Here is a 20,530-nt window from a genome sequence, read left to right as displayed (position 1 = left end):
GGGGGGGGGGGGGGGGGGGGGGGCAAAATGTGGATAATGCTGTCGTTTCGTGCGTAGGGGAGAGGTTTGCTCGCCCGAAAACAGTTTGCTTTGTGTCTTCGGGCAGGCGAACCCTGCCCCTACAGTTGACGATGGGATAGCCCGGTTTAGTTTTGACACACTTCCATGCTGCAAAAAAGACCTTGATGTTTTTAAAAAAGACCTTGATGTTTTTTAAAAACCTCGGCATCTTTTTAATAAAGCTCGGTATGTTTTTCATGTAGGGTCAGATTGCATCATCCCCTCATTAAGCCGGTCATCCTTCTTTCCGTTCATCCTTACATTTTAATCAAAACACTCACATAATCAGTCGGTTAAGAATGACAACACATCCCCTCACCCTCCCTTCAGCCGTGCTTCCCGAGTCCCTTCACAATCTGCCTCCAGCAATTCCCTTGTGTCTCATCTTTTTAGACTACCGTTTTCTGTAGGGGCAGACCCGTGTGTCTGCCTGAGAACAGTTCACTTTAAGCCATTGGGCGGACCCATGTGTCCGCCCCTACCGTAAATGAAAGCGTTATAGAAAAAATTAAATCCGGAAGAAATATTACAAATGAAAGGAGGATGAAACGACAATACAGGATGTCCATTCACTACCGGAACCCCTACCAGCAGGGCGTTTCCACGGCCAATGAAAGGAGGAAGGAAGAATCCTTCCTCCGCCACCATGACATCTGCCGTTTTTCTCACCCAATATTTACCACCGGTTTCTTCAGCTTCCACTTCGCGATGAAACTCATACCTTTGAGGGTCAAAACAAAAATGACCCTTCCGAGAAAGTGACAGATGGTAACTACCAAACTTAAAAGAGCCGTATCGCACTCTGTTTCGAGTAATGATACGACTCTTTCTCTTGCTTTTCAGGATGCCCAAGTTGCAGGTTCAAAGTTCTTCTTTGGTTTAACTTAGTTTTGACACCCTCATTAGGCAGCAGCAGGGGACTTTCCCAATGACGTTTATATAACCTCAAAGTTTCCCTCCAAACGGATATCCGCCGATGAAGCTCCAACCATAACTTTGAAACTTCCCGGCTCTACACAGAAGTTCATATTCTTATCCCACAGCCCTAAATCCTGCGGACAAAGTTTAAAACGAACGATTTTTTCCTCTCCTGGTTCCAAAGAGATACGTTCAAAGCCCCTCAGCACTTTCGTGTAGGTAGTGACACTGCTCACTTCGTCACGCAAATAAAGTTGTACCACTTCATCTCCTTTTACCTTGCCCGCATTCTTCACTTTGCAACTTATATTCACTTCGCCCTGTACCCCCTGTTCCTTAGGAGTTATTTGCAAATCACTATACACAAAAGAAGTATAGCTCAGACCATATCCGAAAGGATAAAGTGCACCATAAACCGAAGTGCTTGCCGGAACATCCGAGCCTGGTTTGAAAGGAAAGGCAAAGGGTATTTGTCCTACTGATTTCGGGAAAGTCACAGCCAGCCTTCCACCCGGATTATAGTCTCCAAACAGAGCCTCAGCCACTACCTGTCCGCAAAATTCGCCGGGAAACCAGGCGTGTAATATCGCCGGAACAGTAGCCGCCGCATAATTAATGGTTGCCGCGCGACCGTCAAGTAACACCAGCACTACCGGTGTGCCTGTGCCCATCACAGCTTTCAGCAACTCCTCCTGACGGCCAGGCAGTTCCAAGCTGGTACGCGAGCGGTCTTCCCTTACCGTCAGTTCATTACCGCCCAGCACCATAATGGCAACTTCTGCATTTTGCGCGGCAGCAACCGCCTCATCCATCAGCCTGCTTTCTTCTTCCGTCTTCGGGAAATCAAGGATTTCACTTTCCGGGAAATGCGGGTCTACAATGTCACACCCTTTCCGATAAACCACCTCTGCATCGGGAAGCATTTCCTTTATTCCCTGAAAAACAGTCTTTATCGGTGCATTGGTGGGTCCGTAACGGCAGATGAGCTGCTTTTTCTCTTCGGCATTCGGACCGATAACGGCCACTTTCCGAATCGACTTGGACAAGGGCAGCATCTCTTTCTCATTCTTAAGCAGAACCAATGACTGACGGGCTGCATCAAGTGCCACCGCCTGATGCTCTTTGCTATGTACAATCTTCTCGGCCAGTTTTCCATCACCGCGATACGGATGGTCGAACAGCCCCAACCAAAACTTTACACGAAGAATTTCCGCCACACGCTTGTCCACCGTATCAAAGGAAATCTTTCCATCGGCAATAGCTTTACGCAAAGGAATTACAAACTCATCGGGAGCGGTAAAATTAGTACGCACATTCAGACCGGCATTGACACACTGCGCAATACCGTCTTCGTATGTATCAGCCACCTTATGCTTGCCTGCAACAAACTCCACTGCCTCACTGTCAGAAACCACATAGCCCTTGAATCCCCATTCCTGACGTAAAATTTCGGTCAGGAAATGATAACTTCCACTAATCGGCTCACCGTCATAATCATTATAAGAGCTCATCACACCCAGAGCACCCGCATCCTGAAAAGCCACCCGGAAAGGCTCCAGATAAAGCGTTCTCATTTCGCGCGGCGCCACATGGGGATCGGTACGTGTCTGCCCGTCACGTCCGCCCACAGGAATACTGTAAACGGCAAAATGCTTGGGAGTGGCAACCAAATTATGCTTTTGAAGGGTAGTTACCATTTGTTTACCCAGTTGTCCCACCAGATAGGGATCTTCACCATACGTTTCCACACAGCGTCCCCAGCGGGGGTCTTGCGAAATATCCAAAATGGGAGAATAGATATTGGTATACCCCAAAGCATCGGCTTCCAGCGCCTCCACTTCGGCAATACGCGCAATCAGTTCTTTATTCCAAGTAGCACCTTGTCCACACTGGGCCGGGAAATAAGTGGCACGGTCGTGGCACAGTCCGCGTATCCCTTCATTCGTAAAATCAACCGGAATGCCCAGACGGGTCTCTTCAATGAACCAACGCTGGATGGTATGCTTTGTATCTACATGCTTGGTATAAGGAAAAGCATACTCTGAACGGAACTTGCCAAGACCGTTATGCTCTTCATCAATATTTCCAATACCGTCTTTCCATATTTCGTTTTTCCAACTTTCTTGAGGCAATGCGTCTTTTAGGATGCGTCCCGAACCATAAAGTGTAGCCATCTGGCAAGTTTTCTCATCAAGGGTCATCTGACTCAACAAGTCCTGCACACGATCTTCCAATGAAGCTTTGGGATTTTCATAAATATCCATCACTCCATTCTTATTAAAGTCAATCCAGCCTTTATGATAAATACTTTTTTGAGGAGATGCCGCACTCATCTGAGAGTGAGTACATAAAGCCAACAAGCCTAATAATGCAATTTGGTTTTTCATACGTAAATATTTTTTCATTATTCGATATGCGTGTCTTACTTTCTGCAACAAATCACTTGTTTGCTCCCAACCATGTCCATTTATGCCAAATGCCTTCCAGCGGTCCTTGTTTGTGACTCTTCAACCACCATTTACAGAAATAAACTTGCAAGAAGAAGAGTACAAACCCGATAATCAGACTAAGCGTATAGCCACAATAAGGAGCGAGATACAATCCGAATGGGAAATAAATGATAGCTCCGGCAATGGATTGCCCAATGTAATTACTCAAACTCATTTTTCCATAAAAGCGAAGATTGGACACAAACTTCTTGAAACCTTCCTTTTGATAAAGCAACACAAAAGATGCAACCAGCACTACCGTGAATGCAAACTTCTGCCACATATCGAAAGCCGTTCCTACTGTTCCCTGAACAAGCGGACTGCCACTTGCCATCACCAATTCTTTCAACTGAAACAACGGAGCAAATGCGATGGCAGAGATAATGAGTGCCTTCACCCAAAAACGTGTATTGGCTTCGGAAGAAACAAAAAGCTGCTTACGGCCGATATACAGTCCCATCAGAAACAAGCCGGCAGTCTGCCAAAAGCGACCGGCCCCCAATGCCCAATACAAGCTGGCTTTCTGTCCCAAAGTGATATTCCCCCATATAAACTCTCCAAAGTTTCCTTCTTTCGTATAAGCTGCCACTTCCTGATACATCGGTCCTACTCCCAAATCGGGCAACGTATGCGAAGGGTCGAACAGACTGACTATATAATGATACCACTCTACGGGTTGCAAAAGGAACAGGATAGCCGTAAGCAAAATGGCACAATCACTCCACTTGCGCACCACAAACAATACGACACCCACTACAACAAACAGCAACAGGACATCTCCTGCCGGAAAAAAAGCAGCATTAACAGTAGCAAAAACGGCTAATAAGACTAGACGCCAAAGGAAGCGATAGCCAAAATCCTTCCCTTTCCGTTGCTGGTTGGCCGACTGAATATAGAATGTAAACCCGAACAGCAAAGCAAAAATAGCATAAGCTTTTCCGGCAAACAAAGAAAAAGTAATGTTAAAGACTCCGTCATTCAGAATATTCAGCCATCCGGGGTCTCCTGTAGGATAAACCGGAAAGATAAAATGTTCCAAGTTATGTACTAGAAGAATTGCCATCACAGCAAATCCCCTCAAAGCATCTACCACCTCAATACGCGGCAGTTTTTCTGATAATTGTTTTTCCATGAAATAGTTATTGTTATTTATTTAAAATTCGTTTTACCAAGCGGTTGGCCGGTTTCTCAAAATAATAATAAGAAAGCAGGCTCAATGCGATAGTAACTGCAAAGATAAGCGGGATACTGATATACAGGCTGATGTGCCAATCGTATGTTTGCGCCAATTCCACATAAGCCAGTATAACCCACAAATGAATCAGATAAAAGCTGTAACTGATATCACCGCCGACAACCAGATATTTATTGGATAGAATGCGGGAAAGGAACCCTTTCTGCAAAGAGAATACCAACAGAACCAACGAAATCGGAATCCAATAATAACAGGAATAACGGTATACCTTGGGAACCAAGTCCTCCGAAACCATATAGAACAGCAGGAAGATACATACCGCCCCGACTTCGAGCAATGACGCTGTAGAAAAAGACAACTGTTTGGAACGGCACCACCCATAAGCCCGATAAAGCAACATACCCACCAGAAAATCAGGGAATCGGGCCAGTGGATTCACATACCAATAACCACGGATATTCGCCTCATCCGTCAGTGACATCAGCGTAGGAACCACCACGGCACAAACTAACAAGACTCCCACCAACCGCTGCTTTTTATAAAATAACAGGGCCAAAAACGGAAACAAGAGATAAAACAACTGTTCGCATCCCAAACTCCACGAAGGACTACCGAAATAAAAAAAGTAATCCATCCGAGGAACAAAAGGATGCAAAAGGAACAGCGCAGGAATAAAATGCCTCAATCCTTCCCCCCAACCCATCGGATGCAACAGATTACCTATCACGGCCACTCCCAATAAGGTCGCTATATGCAATGGATAGATACGGGCAATTCGTGCCACCCAAAACTGACGTTTCGACACTTTCCGCTCCACCAGCTTCTGCTGATAATTATAAGCGATAATAAAGCCGCTCAATATAAAGAAGAAACTCACGCCCACAAACCCCTCTTTATAGAAATGAGTTGAAAAGATGGAATCAACGACATAACAATGCGCCCCGAAAACCATCAGCGCAAAAAAGAGCCGTAAGGAAGTTAATGTATTAATCATAGTAGCATTCTTTTCTCACATGTAAGCGTGCAAATATAGCGAATTTATATGGGTTATCTCTATTTACGCTAATTGTTTCGTTGCAGAATTACGAGACTAAGTCTGTTTATGGCATGTCTATGCCTTTCTATCACAGCACAGAATCTGACACAAACCATCAGAGGCATAGTGACCGACAAGGCATCCGCCACCCCTATCGCCTATGCCACCATCCAGGTAGAAGATACCCCTACAAAGGAACTGTTACAGACAATCGGGATATCTTTTTCGAAGAATTTGTGACAAGGAAACGAAAAAAGAATCCATAAACACAAAATAACGCTTAACAGATTCTTAACTAACGTTCAGAATGACAGACTATAGACAATATCATCAGCGTTCTGACAGCCCTTACCAAAAACTGGATATTAAAAAGAGGGACTTGAATTCACTCTCTTCGACAAAGTCCTGTGAATGGGAGTTTACAAACATATCTATCTCAAACTGAATAAAGAAAAGGAGTAAAACCCGGCAGTATGTAAAATTTAACAATTTACTTAAACACCAAAACTATTATTTTCCTACATTTGTTATCAGTGAAACTTTAAATACGAAAGAACATGAAAGCAAATCCTGTATTTAGTTTGTACATCCCTACCAAACTGATATTCGGTTGTGGGGAAATCAATAAGTTATCAAGTGAAAAATTACCGGGTAAGAAAGCATTGGTTGTTATTTCTGCGGGCACTTCCATGCGAAAATATGGATATCTGCAAAAAGTACTCGCCCAACTGAGATTGAATCATGTAGAGACGGTAGTTTACGATAAAATACTTCCCAACCCAATCAAAGAACATGTAATGGAAGCAGCTGCCATCTGTCGCGAAGAAAGATGTGACTTTGTGGTCGGACTGGGAGGAGGAAGTTCTATTGACTCCGCCAAGAGTATCGCTGTAATGGCATGCAATGACGGTGATTATTGGGATTACGTTTCAGGAGGGACAGGTAAAGGACGCCCCATCAGCAAGGCTCTACCTATTATAGCCATTCCCACAACAGCGGGCACGGGCACCGAAATGGATCCGTGGACAGTAATCACCCATGAAACAGCACAAGAGAAAATAGGTTTCGGTTCTCCCCTCACCTATCCTACCCTTTCCATTGTAGACCCTGAATTAATGATATCCATCCCACCCAAGCTTACTGCCTTTCAAGGGTTTGATGCTTTTTTCCACGCTGCCGAAGGTTTCATTGCCAACTGTGCGACTCCTATCAGTGACCTATATGCATTGGAAGCTATCCGCTTATTATACAAATACTTGCCGGTAGCCGTAGCCGACGGCCAAAACCTGAAAGCACGCGCCAAGGTTGCCTGGGCAAGCACACTGGCCGGAATGGTAGAATCCACCTCCAGCTGCACTTCCGAACATTCGCTGGAACATGCCATGAGTGCCTACTATCCGCAACTTCCTCACGGAGCCGGACTGATAGCACTTTCTGAAGCCTACTTTGAAACTTTCCGCCACGACTGCACCAAACGTTACATGAAGATGGCCGAAGTGATGACCGAAAAGAAGAGTAATCGTGCATCCGATTTCATCGACGCACTGATAACAATGCAAAAAGAATGTGGCGTGAACCACTTAAAATTAAGTGAGTATGGCATCCGGCCCGATGATTTCCCTAGAATATTGCAGAACGCACGCGACACGATGGGAGGCTTGTTCACACTTGATCCGCGTCCCATAACCGACGATGAGATACTGGAAATATTAGAAAAGTCTTATAGATAATATATAAGAAGAGGTCGAAACCCTCATAAGCTAAAAGTCACCCTCGCCACAAGTAGTTGTAGCGAGGGTGATTTCGATAAAAGGAGAGTTTTGACACATTTACTTCTTCCATTATATTTATATTCTTCTACATTCTCCAGGTTCAAGGAACCTCATATATAGACCACACGCGCCTACCTCTCTCCCTCTCTTTATCTCCCAATTTCCCATTATCCAGAGGAAGCTCATGCCACGACATTTTAATCATTTACTAAGTTCTTTTAGAACTCTGCAACATTGCCACAAGACCTGTATACCATTTGATGGAGTATATATATAGGTGTAATATGGCTTTTGTATCTACCATAATTCTACCTAATTATGCGAATATCGGTGGATAATATTTTATCTATCTACAGCCGAATAAGATTATTTATATAAGATTTAGAGATGATATGTGCTCAATATTGATAAAATATTGGGTATATATTAAAAATAATTTCTTAAATATGTTTGCATTAATAAATAATATAATATATTTGCAGCGTAAACCTAAATACAAATTATTGCAGAGTTCTAAAAGAACTTAATTAGAAAATAATTTCTTGCTATAATAAACACTAATAAAAAAAATCACAGCTATGTTAAAAAGGCTAAAGTCAGTCAGTACGTTGCTGTTCTTAATGGGCGTCTCTACAGGAACAGCTTACGCGGTTGCCGAACCCGGTATAACCGACGTGAAAATCACACAACAAAATGGCTCTTGTACCGGTATTGTGAAAGACACCACAGGTGAAACCGTTATTGGTGCATCTGTAGTAGTAAAAGGTACAACGAACGGAACAATCACCGGCATTGATGGTGACTTCTCTCTGAGTAACGTGAAGAAAGGGGATATCATCCAGATTTCTTTCGTTGGATATAAAACGGTAGAAGTAAAATGGAATGGCCAGCCCCTAAACGTTACATTAAAAGACGATACAGAAATGCTGGGAGAGGTTGTGGTTACCGGTTATGGTGGTCAACAATTGCGCACCAAAGTAACGAACTCAATTTCTAAAGTAAAACAGGAAAGTTTGAACGTAGGTATGCACTCCAATCCTGCACAAGCATTGTCTGGTGCCGTAGCCGGCTTGAAGGTTATCCAGTCATCAGGTAGTCCCGGTGCAACTCCTACCATTATTTTGCGTGGTGGTACCAACTTGGATGGAACCGGTTCTCCACTTGTTATAGTAGACGGACAGCTCAGAGACTCTATGAGTGACATCAACCCTGAAGACATTGAGTCTATGGATGTATTAAAGGATGCCGGTGCTACTGCACTTTACGGTGCACGTGCCAGTAACGGTGTAATCCTTATTACCACCAAAAGAGGTAAAGCTGGTTTCCGCGAAATTAATTTCAAGGCCAAATTAGGTTTGAGCTATGCACGCACTCCCTATGAATTTTTGGAAGCAGGCGAATATATTAAAGCGATGCGTAAAGCACACTGGGATGCCGGACACTTATTCCAAGACAAAGAAGGAAAGACTAAAACTTACTGGACAGGTTATGAAAACTACCTGAATGGTAAGCAACCTTTCGGTACCGGAAACAATCTGGATCAGGATATTTACAGTACTCAGTTCTTAAACGAGGACAACAAATATCTGTTAGGTAGAGGATGGCAGACAGTGACAGACCCTATTACCGGCAAAGAAATTTTATACAAGAATACAGATGTAGATAAATATAACCTGAATGATCCCGCATTCTCACAGGACTACAACATCAATATGTCCGGTGGTAATGACCGTGGTACCTACTACGCCGGTTTGGGATACAACCGTCAGGAAGGTGTTCCCGTTAATACATTCTACGAACGCTATTCATTCATTACCAATGCCAGTTATAAAATCGCAGACTGGCTTACTTCCACTTCGTCACTGAACTATAACCGTGCCAACTGGAAGAACATGCCCGGTTCCAATGGTTCAGAGTTAAACTATTTCGGACGAGTACGCTCACTTCCTCCTACAGTTCTTTTCGAGGATGAAGAAGGCAACATGAAACTAGGTCCGGGTACCGCCGACGGTAATCAAATGTATCAACCCGACCAATGGTGGAATGATAATCAGAGCGATAAGTTCACAATGAGCCAATCCTTCAAGATTGATTTCCTAAAAAATCTGTCATTAACAGCCAACATGAACTGGTATTACTCTGAAACATATCAGGAAAGCTTCACAAAGGATTATGAAAATACTCCCGGAAACTTTGTGCGCACAAGATCGGCTACAGCTTATTATGACCGCGATTTCCGCCAAACTTACAATGCCGTGTTGAACTATAACGAAACCTTCTTCCGCGACCATCATGTAGAAGTGATGTTGGGTATGGAATACTACAACAAGTACAAACGCGGATTTGAGGCAAAAGGTCAAGGCGCACCTACCGATGACCTTCCTGACCTGTCACTGACCGATAAGGGCGAAGGCAAGCGTACTATCAATTCATGGCACGAAAAGCAACGTATCCTGTCATTCTTCGGACGCTTAAATTATGATTTTAAGGACAAATACCTATTGTCATTCGTCTTCCGCCGCGATGGTTACTCTTCTCTGTTGGGCGACAACCGTTGGGGATTCTTCCCCGGAGTATCTGCCGGATGGATTTTCGGACGTGAAGACTTCATTAAAGACGCTATTCCCGTAATGTCATTCGGTAAATTGCGTGCCAGCTACGGTATCAACGGTAATGCATCAGGTATTGGTGCCTATACCCTGCAGGGAAGCTACGGTTCAAGCAATAGCAGCGGTTCATTCAACTATAACGGAAATACGTCTTATCTGATTACAGAACTTCCCAACCCGAACCTGAGATGGGAAAAGACTGCCACCTTTGAAGTAGGTGCGGACATGAGTTTCTTTGCCAACCGACTGAACACTAACCTGACATACTACAACCGACTGACATCGGACAAATATGCAGCGCTAAGCTTCCCCACCTCTACCGGTTTCTCATCCGTAACAAACAACAACGGTGAGTTCCGTAACCAAGGTATTGAAATAGAACTTTCAGGAAAAATTATCGACAACAAGGACTGGACATGGAGTGCATCGGGAAATATCGCATTCAATAAGAATAAAATCGTTTCGTTACCGGACAATGGCATGGAAAGAAACCGTATCAATGCATTCCAAGTATATACCGGAAACGGAGATGAGAAAAAATGGGTAGGCGGACAGCAAGAAGGTCAGGAACCGGGTATGCTTTATTTATACCAAGCGGATGGCATTTACCGTTCATACGATGAAATCCCGGGTAACTTGGTAAGAAAATATGGTTCCAGAACCTACTATGGCCCTGAAGCATGGAACAAACTAACAGCTGACCAACAGAATGCTACCACAAACTTCCCCATCCAACCGGGTGACACGAAGTTCCATGACGTGAATAAAGACGGCGTAATCGATGAATTCGATAAAGTAAAAGTAGGAGCTACCTCTCCACGCTGGACCGGCGGTTTCAACACTACCCTCAGATGGAAAAACTTCCAACTATACGGACGCTTTGACTATGCCCTAGGCTTCTGGTTGTATGAAAACAGTGGATCACAAAGTACCACTCCATGGTTCATGGGATGTTACCAAGGAACCTACAATACCCCCACAATGTACTATGACACTTGGTCAGAAAGCAATCCGAACGCCAAATACCCGCGTTACCTGTTTGCCGACCAAAACGGAAAGAACAACTACATCGCATCTACCATGTTTGCATACAGAGGTGACTACCTGGCTATCCGCGAAATCTCACTGAGCTATTCATTGCCTGAGTCTGTAGCCAAAATGTTGAAGATGCAACGCGCCGAAGTCTCTATTACAGGACAGAACCTGGGTTACATCACCGGTGCGAAAAACGTAGGTTCTCCCGAAGCCAACCCGAAAGACAACGGTGCAGTCGGACAAGGCTATTCATTGCCGCGTACCATTTTGTTTGGGGTTAACTTAACATTCTAATCTAATAAATAAAAAAGACTACAATTATGAGAAATAAAATATTAAAATTAGCATTTCGCTTCAGTGCATTCGCTTTTGCTGTCGGCATGACAGGTTGCGATGCTTTGGACTTGGCTCCCATTGACACTTACGGAAGCGGTAACTTCTGGACAAGAAAAGAACATGTGATTGCTTATATGGACGGAATACACAAAAACTTCCGTGACCAAATATTCCAGCAGCAATATGTATTGGGCGAAGCACGCGGTGGAACCAGCATTCCTGATGTAGCCGTAGACGGAACTTCAGTTTCTTATCAAGGTATCGTAAATCAGGCCCTGAATGCCGAATCTCCGGGAATCACAAACTTCGGTAACATATATGGATGCATTGCCAATATAAATATCATGTTGCAGAAGACACTGGAAGCCGATTATATGACCGAAGAAGAAAAAGCCTATTATCTGGGACAAGCTTACGGCCTGCGCGCTTTCTATTACTTCGGACTGTATCGCACTTATGGTACTTTGCCTCTGCGCTTAGATCCGAACCCGGTAGTAAACGGTGATTTCAACCCGAACAACCTTTATATGAAGCGTTCTGCCGGTTCTGAAGTCATGAAACAAATCAAAGCAGACTTAAAAGCTTCACTTGACCACTTTGGAAATAACAACTCTTTCGATCCCAATAACCGAAAGAATTTAAAAGGCTATTGGTCAAAAGCCGCTACTGAATATTTGGCTGCCGAAGTTTACTTATGGAATGCCAAAGTCTCAGTAGATGACAATACAGCAAACAATGCAGACTTAAGTGTAGCCAAGAATCACCTGCAAAGTCTGATGAACAATTATGGTCTCGCCTTACAATCAAACTACGAGGACGTGTTCAGCGTAAACAATAAAGGTAATGATGAAGTTATTTTTGCCGTAAGATATATGGAAGGAGAAGCATCCAACCCATTTACGGCCTTCATATACAACTATCAGACCGGGGCATTCAAAACTGTAGGTTTCAATGACGAAAACGGAAAGCCTATGGGCGATACGCTGAAAGTCAGCACCACCGGTATGCAACGCATAGAATATCTGCCGGAATTCTACCTGTCTTATGACAAGACAGACAGTCGCCGTGATGCAACATTCCTAGGAGCCTATTCACGTAAGGACAACTCATTGGCAGGTACAGTGTACAAGAAAATAATGGGACACTTCGATGAATCCATCAACCGTTATATTTGGGATGCTGATGTCATTGCTTATCGTTTGGCCGGTGTATACCTGATGATGGCCGAAGTAGCAAATATGGAAGGCGGAGATGTAGCTACCTATATAAACAAGATACGCGAACGTGCTTACGGCAAAAATTGGGATGCGGCTAAATATGGCTACACCAACGGTAGTTTTACAGAAAACGAACTGGCTATCCTACATGAAAAAGATAAAGAGATGTTAGGTGAAGGCCAACGCTGGTATGACCTGAAACGTATGACATTAACCAAAGGAGGCAAACATCTGGTATTCTGTCCTGAAGGAAGTAAAGATGGCAAGAAGGCAATCTTAACCGAAGCAGAGGCTTACAAATTATACTGGCCGATAGAAACCAATATGATTACCAAAGATCCGGAATTGACTCAAACACCGGGATATAAATAATTAAAAGACATCTGTATTACAGATATAGTCGATTTTAACATTGATTTTGGAAGAGGATGCCCGGGAGGGTGTCCTCTTTAATTTTCTATGGTAAATTCACCACAATTCATTTCCAATTTATTATCTTAGCCTCAAAATGATAACCTCATACAATCTAATCATGCAGAAAACAAAACTTAAAATGAAGAAATGGGCAGTTCTCCTCATCGTCTGCCTGTCATCGTCAATGCTATTTGCGCAAACAACATTTTCTCCGGAAAAACATAAAACCGTTTGTTCCGAACGAAATGACGGACGTTATCTCAGCACCTACGGAGTAGTACATGCCATGCTCAAAGATACTAAACCACTCTATGCATTCCGGCATGACTTCACCCGGCAAGAATTTGCCGAATGGCAAAAAGGAGTACGGACAGCCATGATAGAAATCATGCATCATCCCCACATCACCGATCAACCGGTGCCTGTCTGTATAGAGAAAATACAGAAAGATGGTTATCGGCAAGAAAAATGGGAATTCTACCCACTGCCTCACTGTGTTTCTACTTTTTATATACTGATTCCCGACAAGGCCCAAAGTCCCGGTCCTGCCGTACTATGCATCCCCGGCTCGGGTATGACGAAAGAAAACCTCATCGGAGAAGTCTCTGCCAGCAATATGCGGGCGGCCATGGCTTTAAATATTGCAAAACAAGGATACATCGCAGTGGCTGTAGACAATGCGGCGGCAGGAGAGGCAGCCGACCTGGAACCGTTGGCCGGAACAAGTTATGATTATGACACTCCGTCACGCATTTTGCTGGAATTGGGATGGAGCTATTTGGGTTATACTTCTTTTCTAAATAAACAGGTGCTGGAATGGATGAAATGCCAACCCTTCATACGCCAAGACCGTATTGTTGTCAGTGGATTTTCTTTGGGCACTGAACCTCTAATGGTATTGGGCGTCATGGATCCTTCCATTTACGCTTTCGTCTACAATGACTTTTTATGCCAAACACAGGAACGAGCCACTGTAATGACAGAACCGGATCAAAGGGGACGCCGTCCTTTCCCCAATTCCATCCGCCATTTAATACCCGACTTCTGGAAATACTTCAACTTTCCTGATATAGTGGCCTCGCTTGCTCCTCGCCCCATCATTCTGACGGAAGGCGGACTGGACAGAGACTTCAATTTAGTAAAACGAGCCTATGAGATAAGCGGACACCCGGAAAACATTGAAACACACCATTATCAGAAATATGCAGCACCCGAGACACGTAATCCTGCCAAAAACTTGCCTGAAGGACTCGGCAGAACCTCTTTCTATGACTCCGTAAATGTAGACGGACCGAACCATTACTTCAAAAATGAATTTGTGCTGCCATGGCTGGATAAAGTCTTGGCCGAATAGCTCTTTCAAGTGACAATAAAAAAGCCGCAACTTCGTTTCCCAACGTTGCTGCGGCTTTCAACCTTATTAAGTCTAATATTATTTCTTCAGTATCTCTTCGCAAAGCGTATAGCTGCGAATCATCATTCTGGGAATATGGAACGGCCCTTTAAAGATATTACCCTTAGCCGGCTGTGCCACTGTTCCGTCACGATGCAGATAACCATACCATTCGCCATATTCATTATCAGGGAAGTGGGCATAAGTCCAGTCGCTGATTTGCTTATGCATCTCCAGATATTTTTCATTGCCTGTAGCCTGATAAGCATACAGAGTAGCAATAACAGCTTCTGTCTGCGGCCACCAGAACTTCATATCCTGAGAATAATCCTGAGGAGGCAGATTCTTGCAATCACGGAAATTAATGATACCGCCATATTCCTTGTCCCATCCCCAGTCCCAAGACCAGTCAAGGATTGTCAATGCCATATCAACCAATTCTTTATCCCAGTTGCGATACTTAGCCTCTTCCAAAATAAACCAGGCTGTCTCAATGCAGTGTCCCGGATTGATGGTACGGCCGTTGATAGAATCGATAAATTCTCCGTCAGGACCTACCATTTCAAGCAATGCCTTAAACTCCGGATGCATGAAATAAGTACGTAATGCCTTGATGGAACGGTCGATTTGTTCTGTCAGCACCGGATCATTGATAGCTGCGCGGATGCGCGAAGCAGTATTTACCAGAATCATTGTGATGGAATGTCCTTGCGATTTCAACGTATCCAGATACTTCGGTTCCAATATGCCCGGAGTATTGAGGAAGTGCATGATGCGCTTGAACAGCTCCAATGCTTTCTCGGCATAGGTACGGTCTCCCGATGCAATAGAATATTCCGACATGGCAATGGCGGCAAAGCCTTCCGAGAAGACATAACGGCGTTTACGCAGCGGAGTGCCATCTTCCATTACTTCAAAATACATACGTCCGTCGGCATCAAAACAATGCGCCTCGATAAAATCGATGCAACTTTTTGAAGCTGCCAGCCATTCGGGATTCTTCTCTATATTATTGTAGGCATAGGCTGCGATAAAGCCGAAACGTCCCTGAAACCATACCGACTTGGTGGTATCCATCAGACTTCCGTCACGGTTCAGGCAGGTATATACACCACCATGCTTGCGGTCAAGACCGTTTTCCAACCAGAACGGAAGAATGTTTTCAGTCAAATCTCTTTTATAGCATTCTGCCCAGTTCGACAAATATTCATTTACATTCATAAGAGCAAATGTTTTATTTAGAATTTGTTACATCTTTCAAAGAAGTTGATTGCTTCCAATTCTTTCTTCATGGCAGCTTCTTCTTCATCGGTCATATTCTGGAATGGAGTGCGGTTCTTACCCAAATCCAGACCAATCAGTTTCATAATACGTTTACCACCGACAATATTACCGCGATAATGGCAGATAACATTGATTACTTCCTGTGCAAAGTTCTGACGTTCGCGGGCCAGTTCCAAGTCTCCGGCTTTCCATGCTTCGATGATGCCTACCAATTCTTTGCCGTTGTAGTTTGTTGTTCCGCCGATACCGCCCTGAGCACCGCCCATAGCAAGACAAGGAAGAATTGTTTCGTCCTGTCCGTGAAGCATATCGAACTTACCGTTCTTGTAAAGACGGCACTGGTTATATTCATACATACTTTCGAAGGTATATTTGATACCGGCAAAGTTTGGAATGCGTCCGTCCACAGCTTCAAGGAAAGCTACCATCGGCAAGAAAGCGCCGTTAAACGCAGGAATGTGATAGAAATAGAAAGGAAGTTCGGGTGCACCGCAAGCGATTTCTTCGCAATATTTCACCAACTCTTCAATACGGCCTACTTTCGGGAAGGGAGGAGCCATGGCACCAATACCCCACGCACCAATCTTTTGGGCATGTTCAGCCAAACGTTTGCTGGACTTCACACAAGTGCTACCCACGTGTACGATAACTTTAAAACCTTGAGGAGCAACTTCCACCCAACGTTCTGCCAATTTCATACGTTCGTCTTCGGTCAGCATATAACCTTCACCGGAAGAACCATTGATAAATACTCCCTGAAGGCCATTCTTTACCAGCAGTTGGCAATAGGCTTCAATCGGTTCATAATTCACTTCTCCGTTTTCATAAAACGGGGTAAAAGGTGCGTCAATAAGTCCAATAATCTTTTCCATAACTATTTCTTTTAGAGTTTTACTTTTCCTATTAATTTTCTGATTTTTCCTTCACCGATGACCGGAGCATGCGGGTCTTCGGGATAAACAATGGCAAACTCACCGGGCTGTAAGGTGGCAAACAAGGTGGGTCTGTCACTATAAAGTGCACAATCTCCCTCCTTTTGATAAGCCTGAGCCTGATGTTCCAATGTTTCAATAGCCTTCCAACCGATAGTTTCCTGACCCGTCAAAAGAATATGCACATCAATGTAATCACGGTGCATTTCCAGCACTTGCTTGTCGGCTGGAACACATTCGGGATTTACATTATTAATAAATAAGTTATCGCCGTCCAGTTCAATGCGTCCCAAAGGAGCATTCAGCAAGTCATGCGTCTTTACATAATCAAATAATTGTTTGAACAACGGATGAAGACTTTCTATCCGTGAACTGTTCTCTAATCTTGAAACTATCATTGTTGTCTTAATGTATAATTTAATCTACCATATTATCTGTCTTCGGACGCAGGAAGAATAGCTGGAGAGCCAAAGCAACCAGAACGATGACGCTCAGCATGGCAAAGCCCTGTCCCAATCCGCCTCCGTCAGTCCATTTGCCTAAAAGTTCCGTTACGGCTGCACCGGCAAACACACCTGTCATGTTCATAATTCCATAAGCGGTTCCACGATGTTTGTCTGATACAAACTGACACAGAATCGGCATATTGTTGGCATCGAAGATACCATAACCTACTCCAAAGAGTAATCCGGCTCCCACCACACTCACAAAGCTGTGTCCGAAGCCCAGCAACAGCAAGGAAGGAACCGTCAGTCCCAAACCGATGGCACCGGTATAAACACGTCCGCGGATATTCTTCTGTACCCATTTATCCGACAAGACACCACCCACAATAACACCGATAAACGATGACAGGGCAATGGTTATAGTAGAAATCGGGCCTGCCTCAGCCATTGGAATATTCAGACTTTCGGAGAATAATGTCGGAAGCCAATTCTTGGTTGCCCATCCCGGCAAACTGGGAGCTGCAAAATAGAACAGGATAATCCAGAAAGCCCAATTGGACAGTACAACTGCCAATCCGCTGAAGACAGAGCCTTTCTTGCGAGGCGTTTCCTTTGCAAGTTTCTCTATTTTTATATGAGTAGGATTTTCGTGCAGGAACAGCACCAATACCAGCGCATAGATAATACCTACAATACCAAACCAATGGAAGGTAAGCTGCCAGGAGAAAGCGGCCGCCACTGTTGCGCCAAAACCTCCGATGGCCTGTCCGGTGTACAGACCGGTCATGTGGATACCGATAGCAAGCGAACGTGATTTGTCCTGATGCCAGTCGGCAATCAGCGAAAGTGCTGAAGGAATATATAGAGCCTCACTCACTCCCATGGTGGCACGCAGCCAGTAAAGTTCATGGAAATCAGTCGCATAACCCATCAAATAAGTCACGGCAGACCATACAAAAAGGCTACCGACGATTAACCATTTACGACTCACCCGGTCGGCAATAATGCCGGCTACCGGACTCATAAAACCGTAAATCCACAAAAATACAGCCATCAAAGCTCCAAAAGCCTCAGCCTTATTGAGCTCCACAATGTCCACTTTCATTGCTTCCTGCATTGTAGAAAGCATCTGGCGGTCCATGTAGTTGAGAAGTGCTACAACCCACAAAAGACCTACCACCACCCAAGGATAGATTTTCTTGTTTTTCATTTATATTAAATCAATTCGACTTCGCAAATATAAGAACTTAATTTAATAACACAAATAGATTTAATGAAATATTTTATGATATAACGATTATTTTTTAAACAGAAGGTATAATTAAAACAAAGATGCTGTTATTGAAGCCTTCTTTAAGACAAGGTAAGTATAAATCATTAAATTTCTATGCGGGAAGGGAAAGAAAAAGAAGACCGGCATCATGCGAAGCAATAACAACGTCCTCTTCACAAAGGTATAAAAAAATAATTCGGCGAGCTATTATATTAATAAATCACCGAATAATTCATAAATTAATTTATTATATCGAAGAAGGGGGTTACTTCTTTGCCAACTCGTCCATTGTCTTGCCCTCGTAAGCACAAATCGCCTGCTTATAATCCTTAGCTATCTGCTTCGGCTCTTTGGTTGCAATATCATAGCCCACCATCACTGTGCGGCACTCGCATTTCACTTCCTGCGTATCCGTCGCCACGGCACGTTGCAGCAATGTGAAACTTTTATGCCCCAACTGGACAACAGCCGTTTCTATTATCAAATGGTCTGAAAAGAATACAGGTGCATAGAAATTGGCATTGATATTCGCTACCACAATTGCCATCTTATGCCAGTCTGCGCTCCCCAACACATCTTTTATATAAGTCGTCTTTGCCAAATCGTATAAAGAAAAGTAGACTGAATTGTTCATGTGTCCGAACTGGTCTACGTCACTAAACCGTATTTGTACCGGCATCGTATGCCTGAATTTTATTTCCTCTCCCATAGTTATGCTTATTAATTTCATTCAAATATAATACTTTTCCTAATAAAAGAACACTAAATAAGAGATTATTCTTACTTTTGCGTTCAATTTACTTAAAGTAAAACCATTAACTTAAAGAATAGACATGGATAAGAAGTTTAGCAAATCCACCCTTTGCGTACAAGGAGGATGGCAGCCGAAGAAAGGGGAACCGCGCGTTTTGCCCATTTATCAAAGTACAACTTTCAAGTATGATACCAGCGAACAGATGGCTCGTTTATTCGACCTTGAAGATACGGGCTATTTCTATACCCGCTTGCAAAACCCTACCAATGACGCAGTGGCAGCAAAAATTGCCGCATTGGAAGGTGGCGTGGGGGCCATGCTTACTTCATCGGGACAGGCTGCTAATTTCTATGCCATTTTTAATATCTGCCAGGCAGGTGACCATTTCGTGTGCTCGTCTACCATCTACGGCGGTACTTTCAACCTTTTCGGAGTTACATTGAAGAAACTCGGCATCGAATGCACTTTTGTCAATGCCGATGCGCCCGAAGAAGAAATTGACAAGGCTTTCCGCCCGAACACCAAAGCATTGTTCGGAGAAACCATCTCAAACCCCAGCATCGATGTACTTGACATTGAGAAGTTTGCACGCATTGCCCACAAGCATGGTGTACCTCTGATTGTCGACAATACTTTCGCCACTCCCATCAACTGCCGCCCGTTTGAATGGGGAGCCGACATTGTGACTCACTCTACCACCAAATATATGGACGGACACGCCACCAGTGTAGGCGGAGCCATCGTAGACAGCGGTAATTTCGACTGGGAAGCGCACGCTGACAAATTCCCCGGACTGACGCAGCCGGACGAGTCTTACCACGGATTGACTTACACCAAGGCATTCGGCAAAATGGCCTATATGACCAAAGCTACCGCACAACTGATGCGTGACCTCGGTTCCATTCAGTCACCACAAAATGCGTTCCTGCTGAATCTGGGACTTGAAACACTCCATCTGCGCGTGCCTCGTCACTGTGAGAATGCACAAAAAGTTGCCGAGTGGCTGGAAGCCAATCCACAGGTGAAATGGGTGAACTATTGTGGCCTGAAGAGCAGCAAATATTATGAACTGGCACAGAAATATATGCCGAACGGCTCTTGCGGCGTTATCGCTTTCGGACTGAACGGTAGCCGCGAAGAGGCCATCAAATTTATGGACGCACTGAAACTGGCCTGCATCGTGACTCATGTGGCAGATGCCCGCACGTGTGTGCTCCACCCTGCCAGTCATACACACCGCCAGTTGACGGACGAGCAGTTGATGGAAGCCGGAGTTGCACCCGACTTAATCCGCCTGTCGGTAGGTATCGAAGATGCCAACGACATCATCGCTGATTTGGAACAGGCCTTGGAACATATTAAATAAG

16 protein-coding genes are annotated in these 20,530 nt (G+C 44.2%); 6 read left to right on the top strand and 10 right to left on the bottom strand.

Features of this window, described 5'->3' with window-relative positions; all coding sequences use genetic code 11:
- The 5 genes from QYT14_RS16395 to QYT14_RS16375 all read right to left on the bottom strand — a co-directional run.
- On the bottom strand, positions 1-259 hold a 259-nt coding region (locus QYT14_RS16395), incomplete at its 3' end, for a hypothetical protein (RefSeq protein WP_289826413.1).
- Positions 260-501: 242 nt separating this feature from the next.
- The gene (locus QYT14_RS16390; RefSeq protein WP_288325781.1) at positions 502-861 is read right to left on the bottom strand and encodes a hypothetical protein; all 360 of its coding nucleotides are present in this window, start codon (positions 859-861) and stop codon (positions 502-504) included.
- Between the two features lie 134 nt (positions 862-995).
- Positions 996-3,311 carry a glycoside hydrolase family 3 N-terminal domain-containing protein gene (locus tag QYT14_RS16385; RefSeq protein WP_288325783.1) on the bottom strand — a complete coding sequence of 772 codons (2,316 nt, stop codon included), beginning with the start codon at positions 3,309-3,311 and terminating at the stop codon, positions 996-998.
- Between the two features lie 106 nt (positions 3,312-3,417).
- Complete coding sequence (locus QYT14_RS16380) at positions 3,418-4,599, bottom strand: DUF418 domain-containing protein (protein WP_288325780.1); 1,182 nt, start codon at positions 4,597-4,599, stop codon at positions 3,418-3,420.
- Positions 4,600-4,612: 13 nt separating this feature from the next.
- On the bottom strand, positions 4,613-5,656 hold the full coding sequence (locus QYT14_RS16375; protein WP_288325779.1) for an acyltransferase: 1,044 nt from the start codon (positions 5,654-5,656) through the stop codon (positions 4,613-4,615).
- A 108-nt stretch (positions 5,657-5,764) separates the two neighbouring features.
- On the opposite strand from QYT14_RS16375, the gene QYT14_RS16370 reads away from it, so the two are divergent.
- The 5 genes from QYT14_RS16370 to QYT14_RS16350 all read left to right on the top strand — a co-directional run bounded on the left by QYT14_RS16370 (position 5,765) and on the right by QYT14_RS16350 (position 14,435).
- Positions 5,765-5,938: a hypothetical protein gene (locus QYT14_RS16370; protein WP_288325778.1), complete on the top strand. Its 174-nt coding sequence runs from the start codon at positions 5,765-5,767 to the stop codon at positions 5,936-5,938.
- A 317-nt stretch (positions 5,939-6,255) separates the two neighbouring features.
- Positions 6,256-7,428: an iron-containing alcohol dehydrogenase gene (locus QYT14_RS16365; RefSeq protein WP_288325777.1), complete on the top strand. Its 1,173-nt coding sequence runs from the start codon at positions 6,256-6,258 to the stop codon at positions 7,426-7,428.
- Positions 7,429-8,048: 620 nt separating this feature from the next.
- On the top strand, positions 8,049-11,408 hold the full coding sequence (locus QYT14_RS16360; RefSeq protein ID WP_288325776.1) for a TonB-dependent receptor: 3,360 nt from the start codon (positions 8,049-8,051) through the stop codon (positions 11,406-11,408).
- Between the two features lie 26 nt (positions 11,409-11,434).
- A complete protein-coding gene (locus QYT14_RS16355) occupies positions 11,435-13,039 on the top strand; it encodes a RagB/SusD family nutrient uptake outer membrane protein (protein ID WP_288325775.1) in 1,605 nt (534 codons plus the stop codon).
- Between the two features lie 181 nt (positions 13,040-13,220).
- Positions 13,221-14,435 (top strand): alpha/beta hydrolase family protein, encoded by a 1,215-nt coding sequence (locus tag QYT14_RS16350; protein WP_288325774.1) that lies wholly within the window; start codon positions 13,221-13,223, stop codon positions 14,433-14,435.
- A gap of 78 nt (positions 14,436-14,513) precedes the next feature.
- Here the strand turns inward: QYT14_RS16350 and QYT14_RS16345 are convergent, their stop codons facing one another.
- The 5 genes from QYT14_RS16345 to QYT14_RS16325 form a co-directional block, all read right to left on the bottom strand.
- The gene (locus QYT14_RS16345; RefSeq protein ID WP_288325773.1) at positions 14,514-15,695 is read right to left on the bottom strand and encodes an AGE family epimerase/isomerase; all 1,182 of its coding nucleotides are present in this window, start codon (positions 15,693-15,695) and stop codon (positions 14,514-14,516) included.
- A gap of 17 nt (positions 15,696-15,712) precedes the next feature.
- A complete protein-coding gene (locus tag QYT14_RS16340; RefSeq protein WP_237039507.1) occupies positions 15,713-16,630 on the bottom strand; it encodes a dihydrodipicolinate synthase family protein in 918 nt (305 codons plus the stop codon).
- 11 nt (positions 16,631-16,641) lie between these two features.
- Complete coding sequence (locus tag QYT14_RS16335; RefSeq protein ID WP_237039506.1) at positions 16,642-17,088, bottom strand: YhcH/YjgK/YiaL family protein; 447 nt, start codon at positions 17,086-17,088, stop codon at positions 16,642-16,644.
- A gap of 19 nt (positions 17,089-17,107) precedes the next feature.
- On the bottom strand, positions 17,108-18,346 hold the full coding sequence (locus tag QYT14_RS16330) for an MFS transporter (protein ID WP_237039505.1): 1,239 nt from the start codon (positions 18,344-18,346) through the stop codon (positions 17,108-17,110).
- A 328-nt stretch (positions 18,347-18,674) separates the two neighbouring features.
- A complete protein-coding gene (locus tag QYT14_RS16325; RefSeq protein ID WP_288325772.1) occupies positions 18,675-19,118 on the bottom strand; it encodes a thioesterase family protein in 444 nt (147 codons plus the stop codon).
- Positions 19,119-19,242: 124 nt separating this feature from the next.
- On the opposite strand from QYT14_RS16325, the gene QYT14_RS16320 reads away from it, so the two are divergent.
- On the top strand, positions 19,243-20,529 hold the full coding sequence (locus QYT14_RS16320; RefSeq protein ID WP_237039504.1) for an O-acetylhomoserine aminocarboxypropyltransferase/cysteine synthase family protein: 1,287 nt from the start codon (positions 19,243-19,245) through the stop codon (positions 20,527-20,529).
- The last annotated feature ends 1 nt before the right edge of the window (position 20,530 follow it).

Source organism: uncultured Phocaeicola sp. (assembly GCF_948499155.1).
Lineage (GTDB): Bacteria > Bacteroidota > Bacteroidia > Bacteroidales > Bacteroidaceae > Phocaeicola > Phocaeicola faecalis.
This window is presented reverse-complemented; position numbering and strand designations above follow the sequence as displayed.

What these genes read in the sequence shown, in the direction of transcription:
- QYT14_RS16385 (WP_288325783.1), bottom strand. Translation starts at nt 3,311, where the DNA reads ATGAGTGCGGCATCTCCTCAAAAAAGTATTTATCATAAAGGCTGGATT.
- QYT14_RS16380 (WP_288325780.1), bottom strand. Translation starts at nt 4,599, where the DNA reads ATGGAAAAACAATTATCAGAAAAACTGCCGCGTATTGAGGTGGTAGAT.
- QYT14_RS16375 (WP_288325779.1), bottom strand. Translation starts at nt 5,656, where the DNA reads ATGATTAATACATTAACTTCCTTACGGCTCTTTTTTGCGCTGATGGTT.
- QYT14_RS16370 (WP_288325778.1), top strand. Translation starts at nt 5,765, where the DNA reads ATGGCATGTCTATGCCTTTCTATCACAGCACAGAATCTGACACAAACC.
- QYT14_RS16365 (WP_288325777.1), top strand. Translation starts at nt 6,256, where the DNA reads ATGAAAGCAAATCCTGTATTTAGTTTGTACATCCCTACCAAACTGATA.
- QYT14_RS16360 (WP_288325776.1), top strand. Translation starts at nt 8,049, where the DNA reads ATGTTAAAAAGGCTAAAGTCAGTCAGTACGTTGCTGTTCTTAATGGGC.
- QYT14_RS16355 (WP_288325775.1), top strand. Translation starts at nt 11,435, where the DNA reads ATGAGAAATAAAATATTAAAATTAGCATTTCGCTTCAGTGCATTCGCT.
- QYT14_RS16350 (WP_288325774.1), top strand. Translation starts at nt 13,221, where the DNA reads ATGAAGAAATGGGCAGTTCTCCTCATCGTCTGCCTGTCATCGTCAATG.
- QYT14_RS16345 (WP_288325773.1), bottom strand. Translation starts at nt 15,695, where the DNA reads ATGAATGTAAATGAATATTTGTCGAACTGGGCAGAATGCTATAAAAGA.
- QYT14_RS16340 (WP_237039507.1), bottom strand. Translation starts at nt 16,630, where the DNA reads ATGGAAAAGATTATTGGACTTATTGACGCACCTTTTACCCCGTTTTAT.
- QYT14_RS16335 (WP_237039506.1), bottom strand. Translation starts at nt 17,088, where the DNA reads ATGATAGTTTCAAGATTAGAGAACAGTTCACGGATAGAAAGTCTTCAT.
- QYT14_RS16330 (WP_237039505.1), bottom strand. Translation starts at nt 18,346, where the DNA reads ATGAAAAACAAGAAAATCTATCCTTGGGTGGTGGTAGGTCTTTTGTGG.
- QYT14_RS16325 (WP_288325772.1), bottom strand. Translation starts at nt 19,118, where the DNA reads ATGGGAGAGGAAATAAAATTCAGGCATACGATGCCGGTACAAATACGG.
- QYT14_RS16320 (WP_237039504.1), top strand. Translation starts at nt 19,243, where the DNA reads ATGGATAAGAAGTTTAGCAAATCCACCCTTTGCGTACAAGGAGGATGG.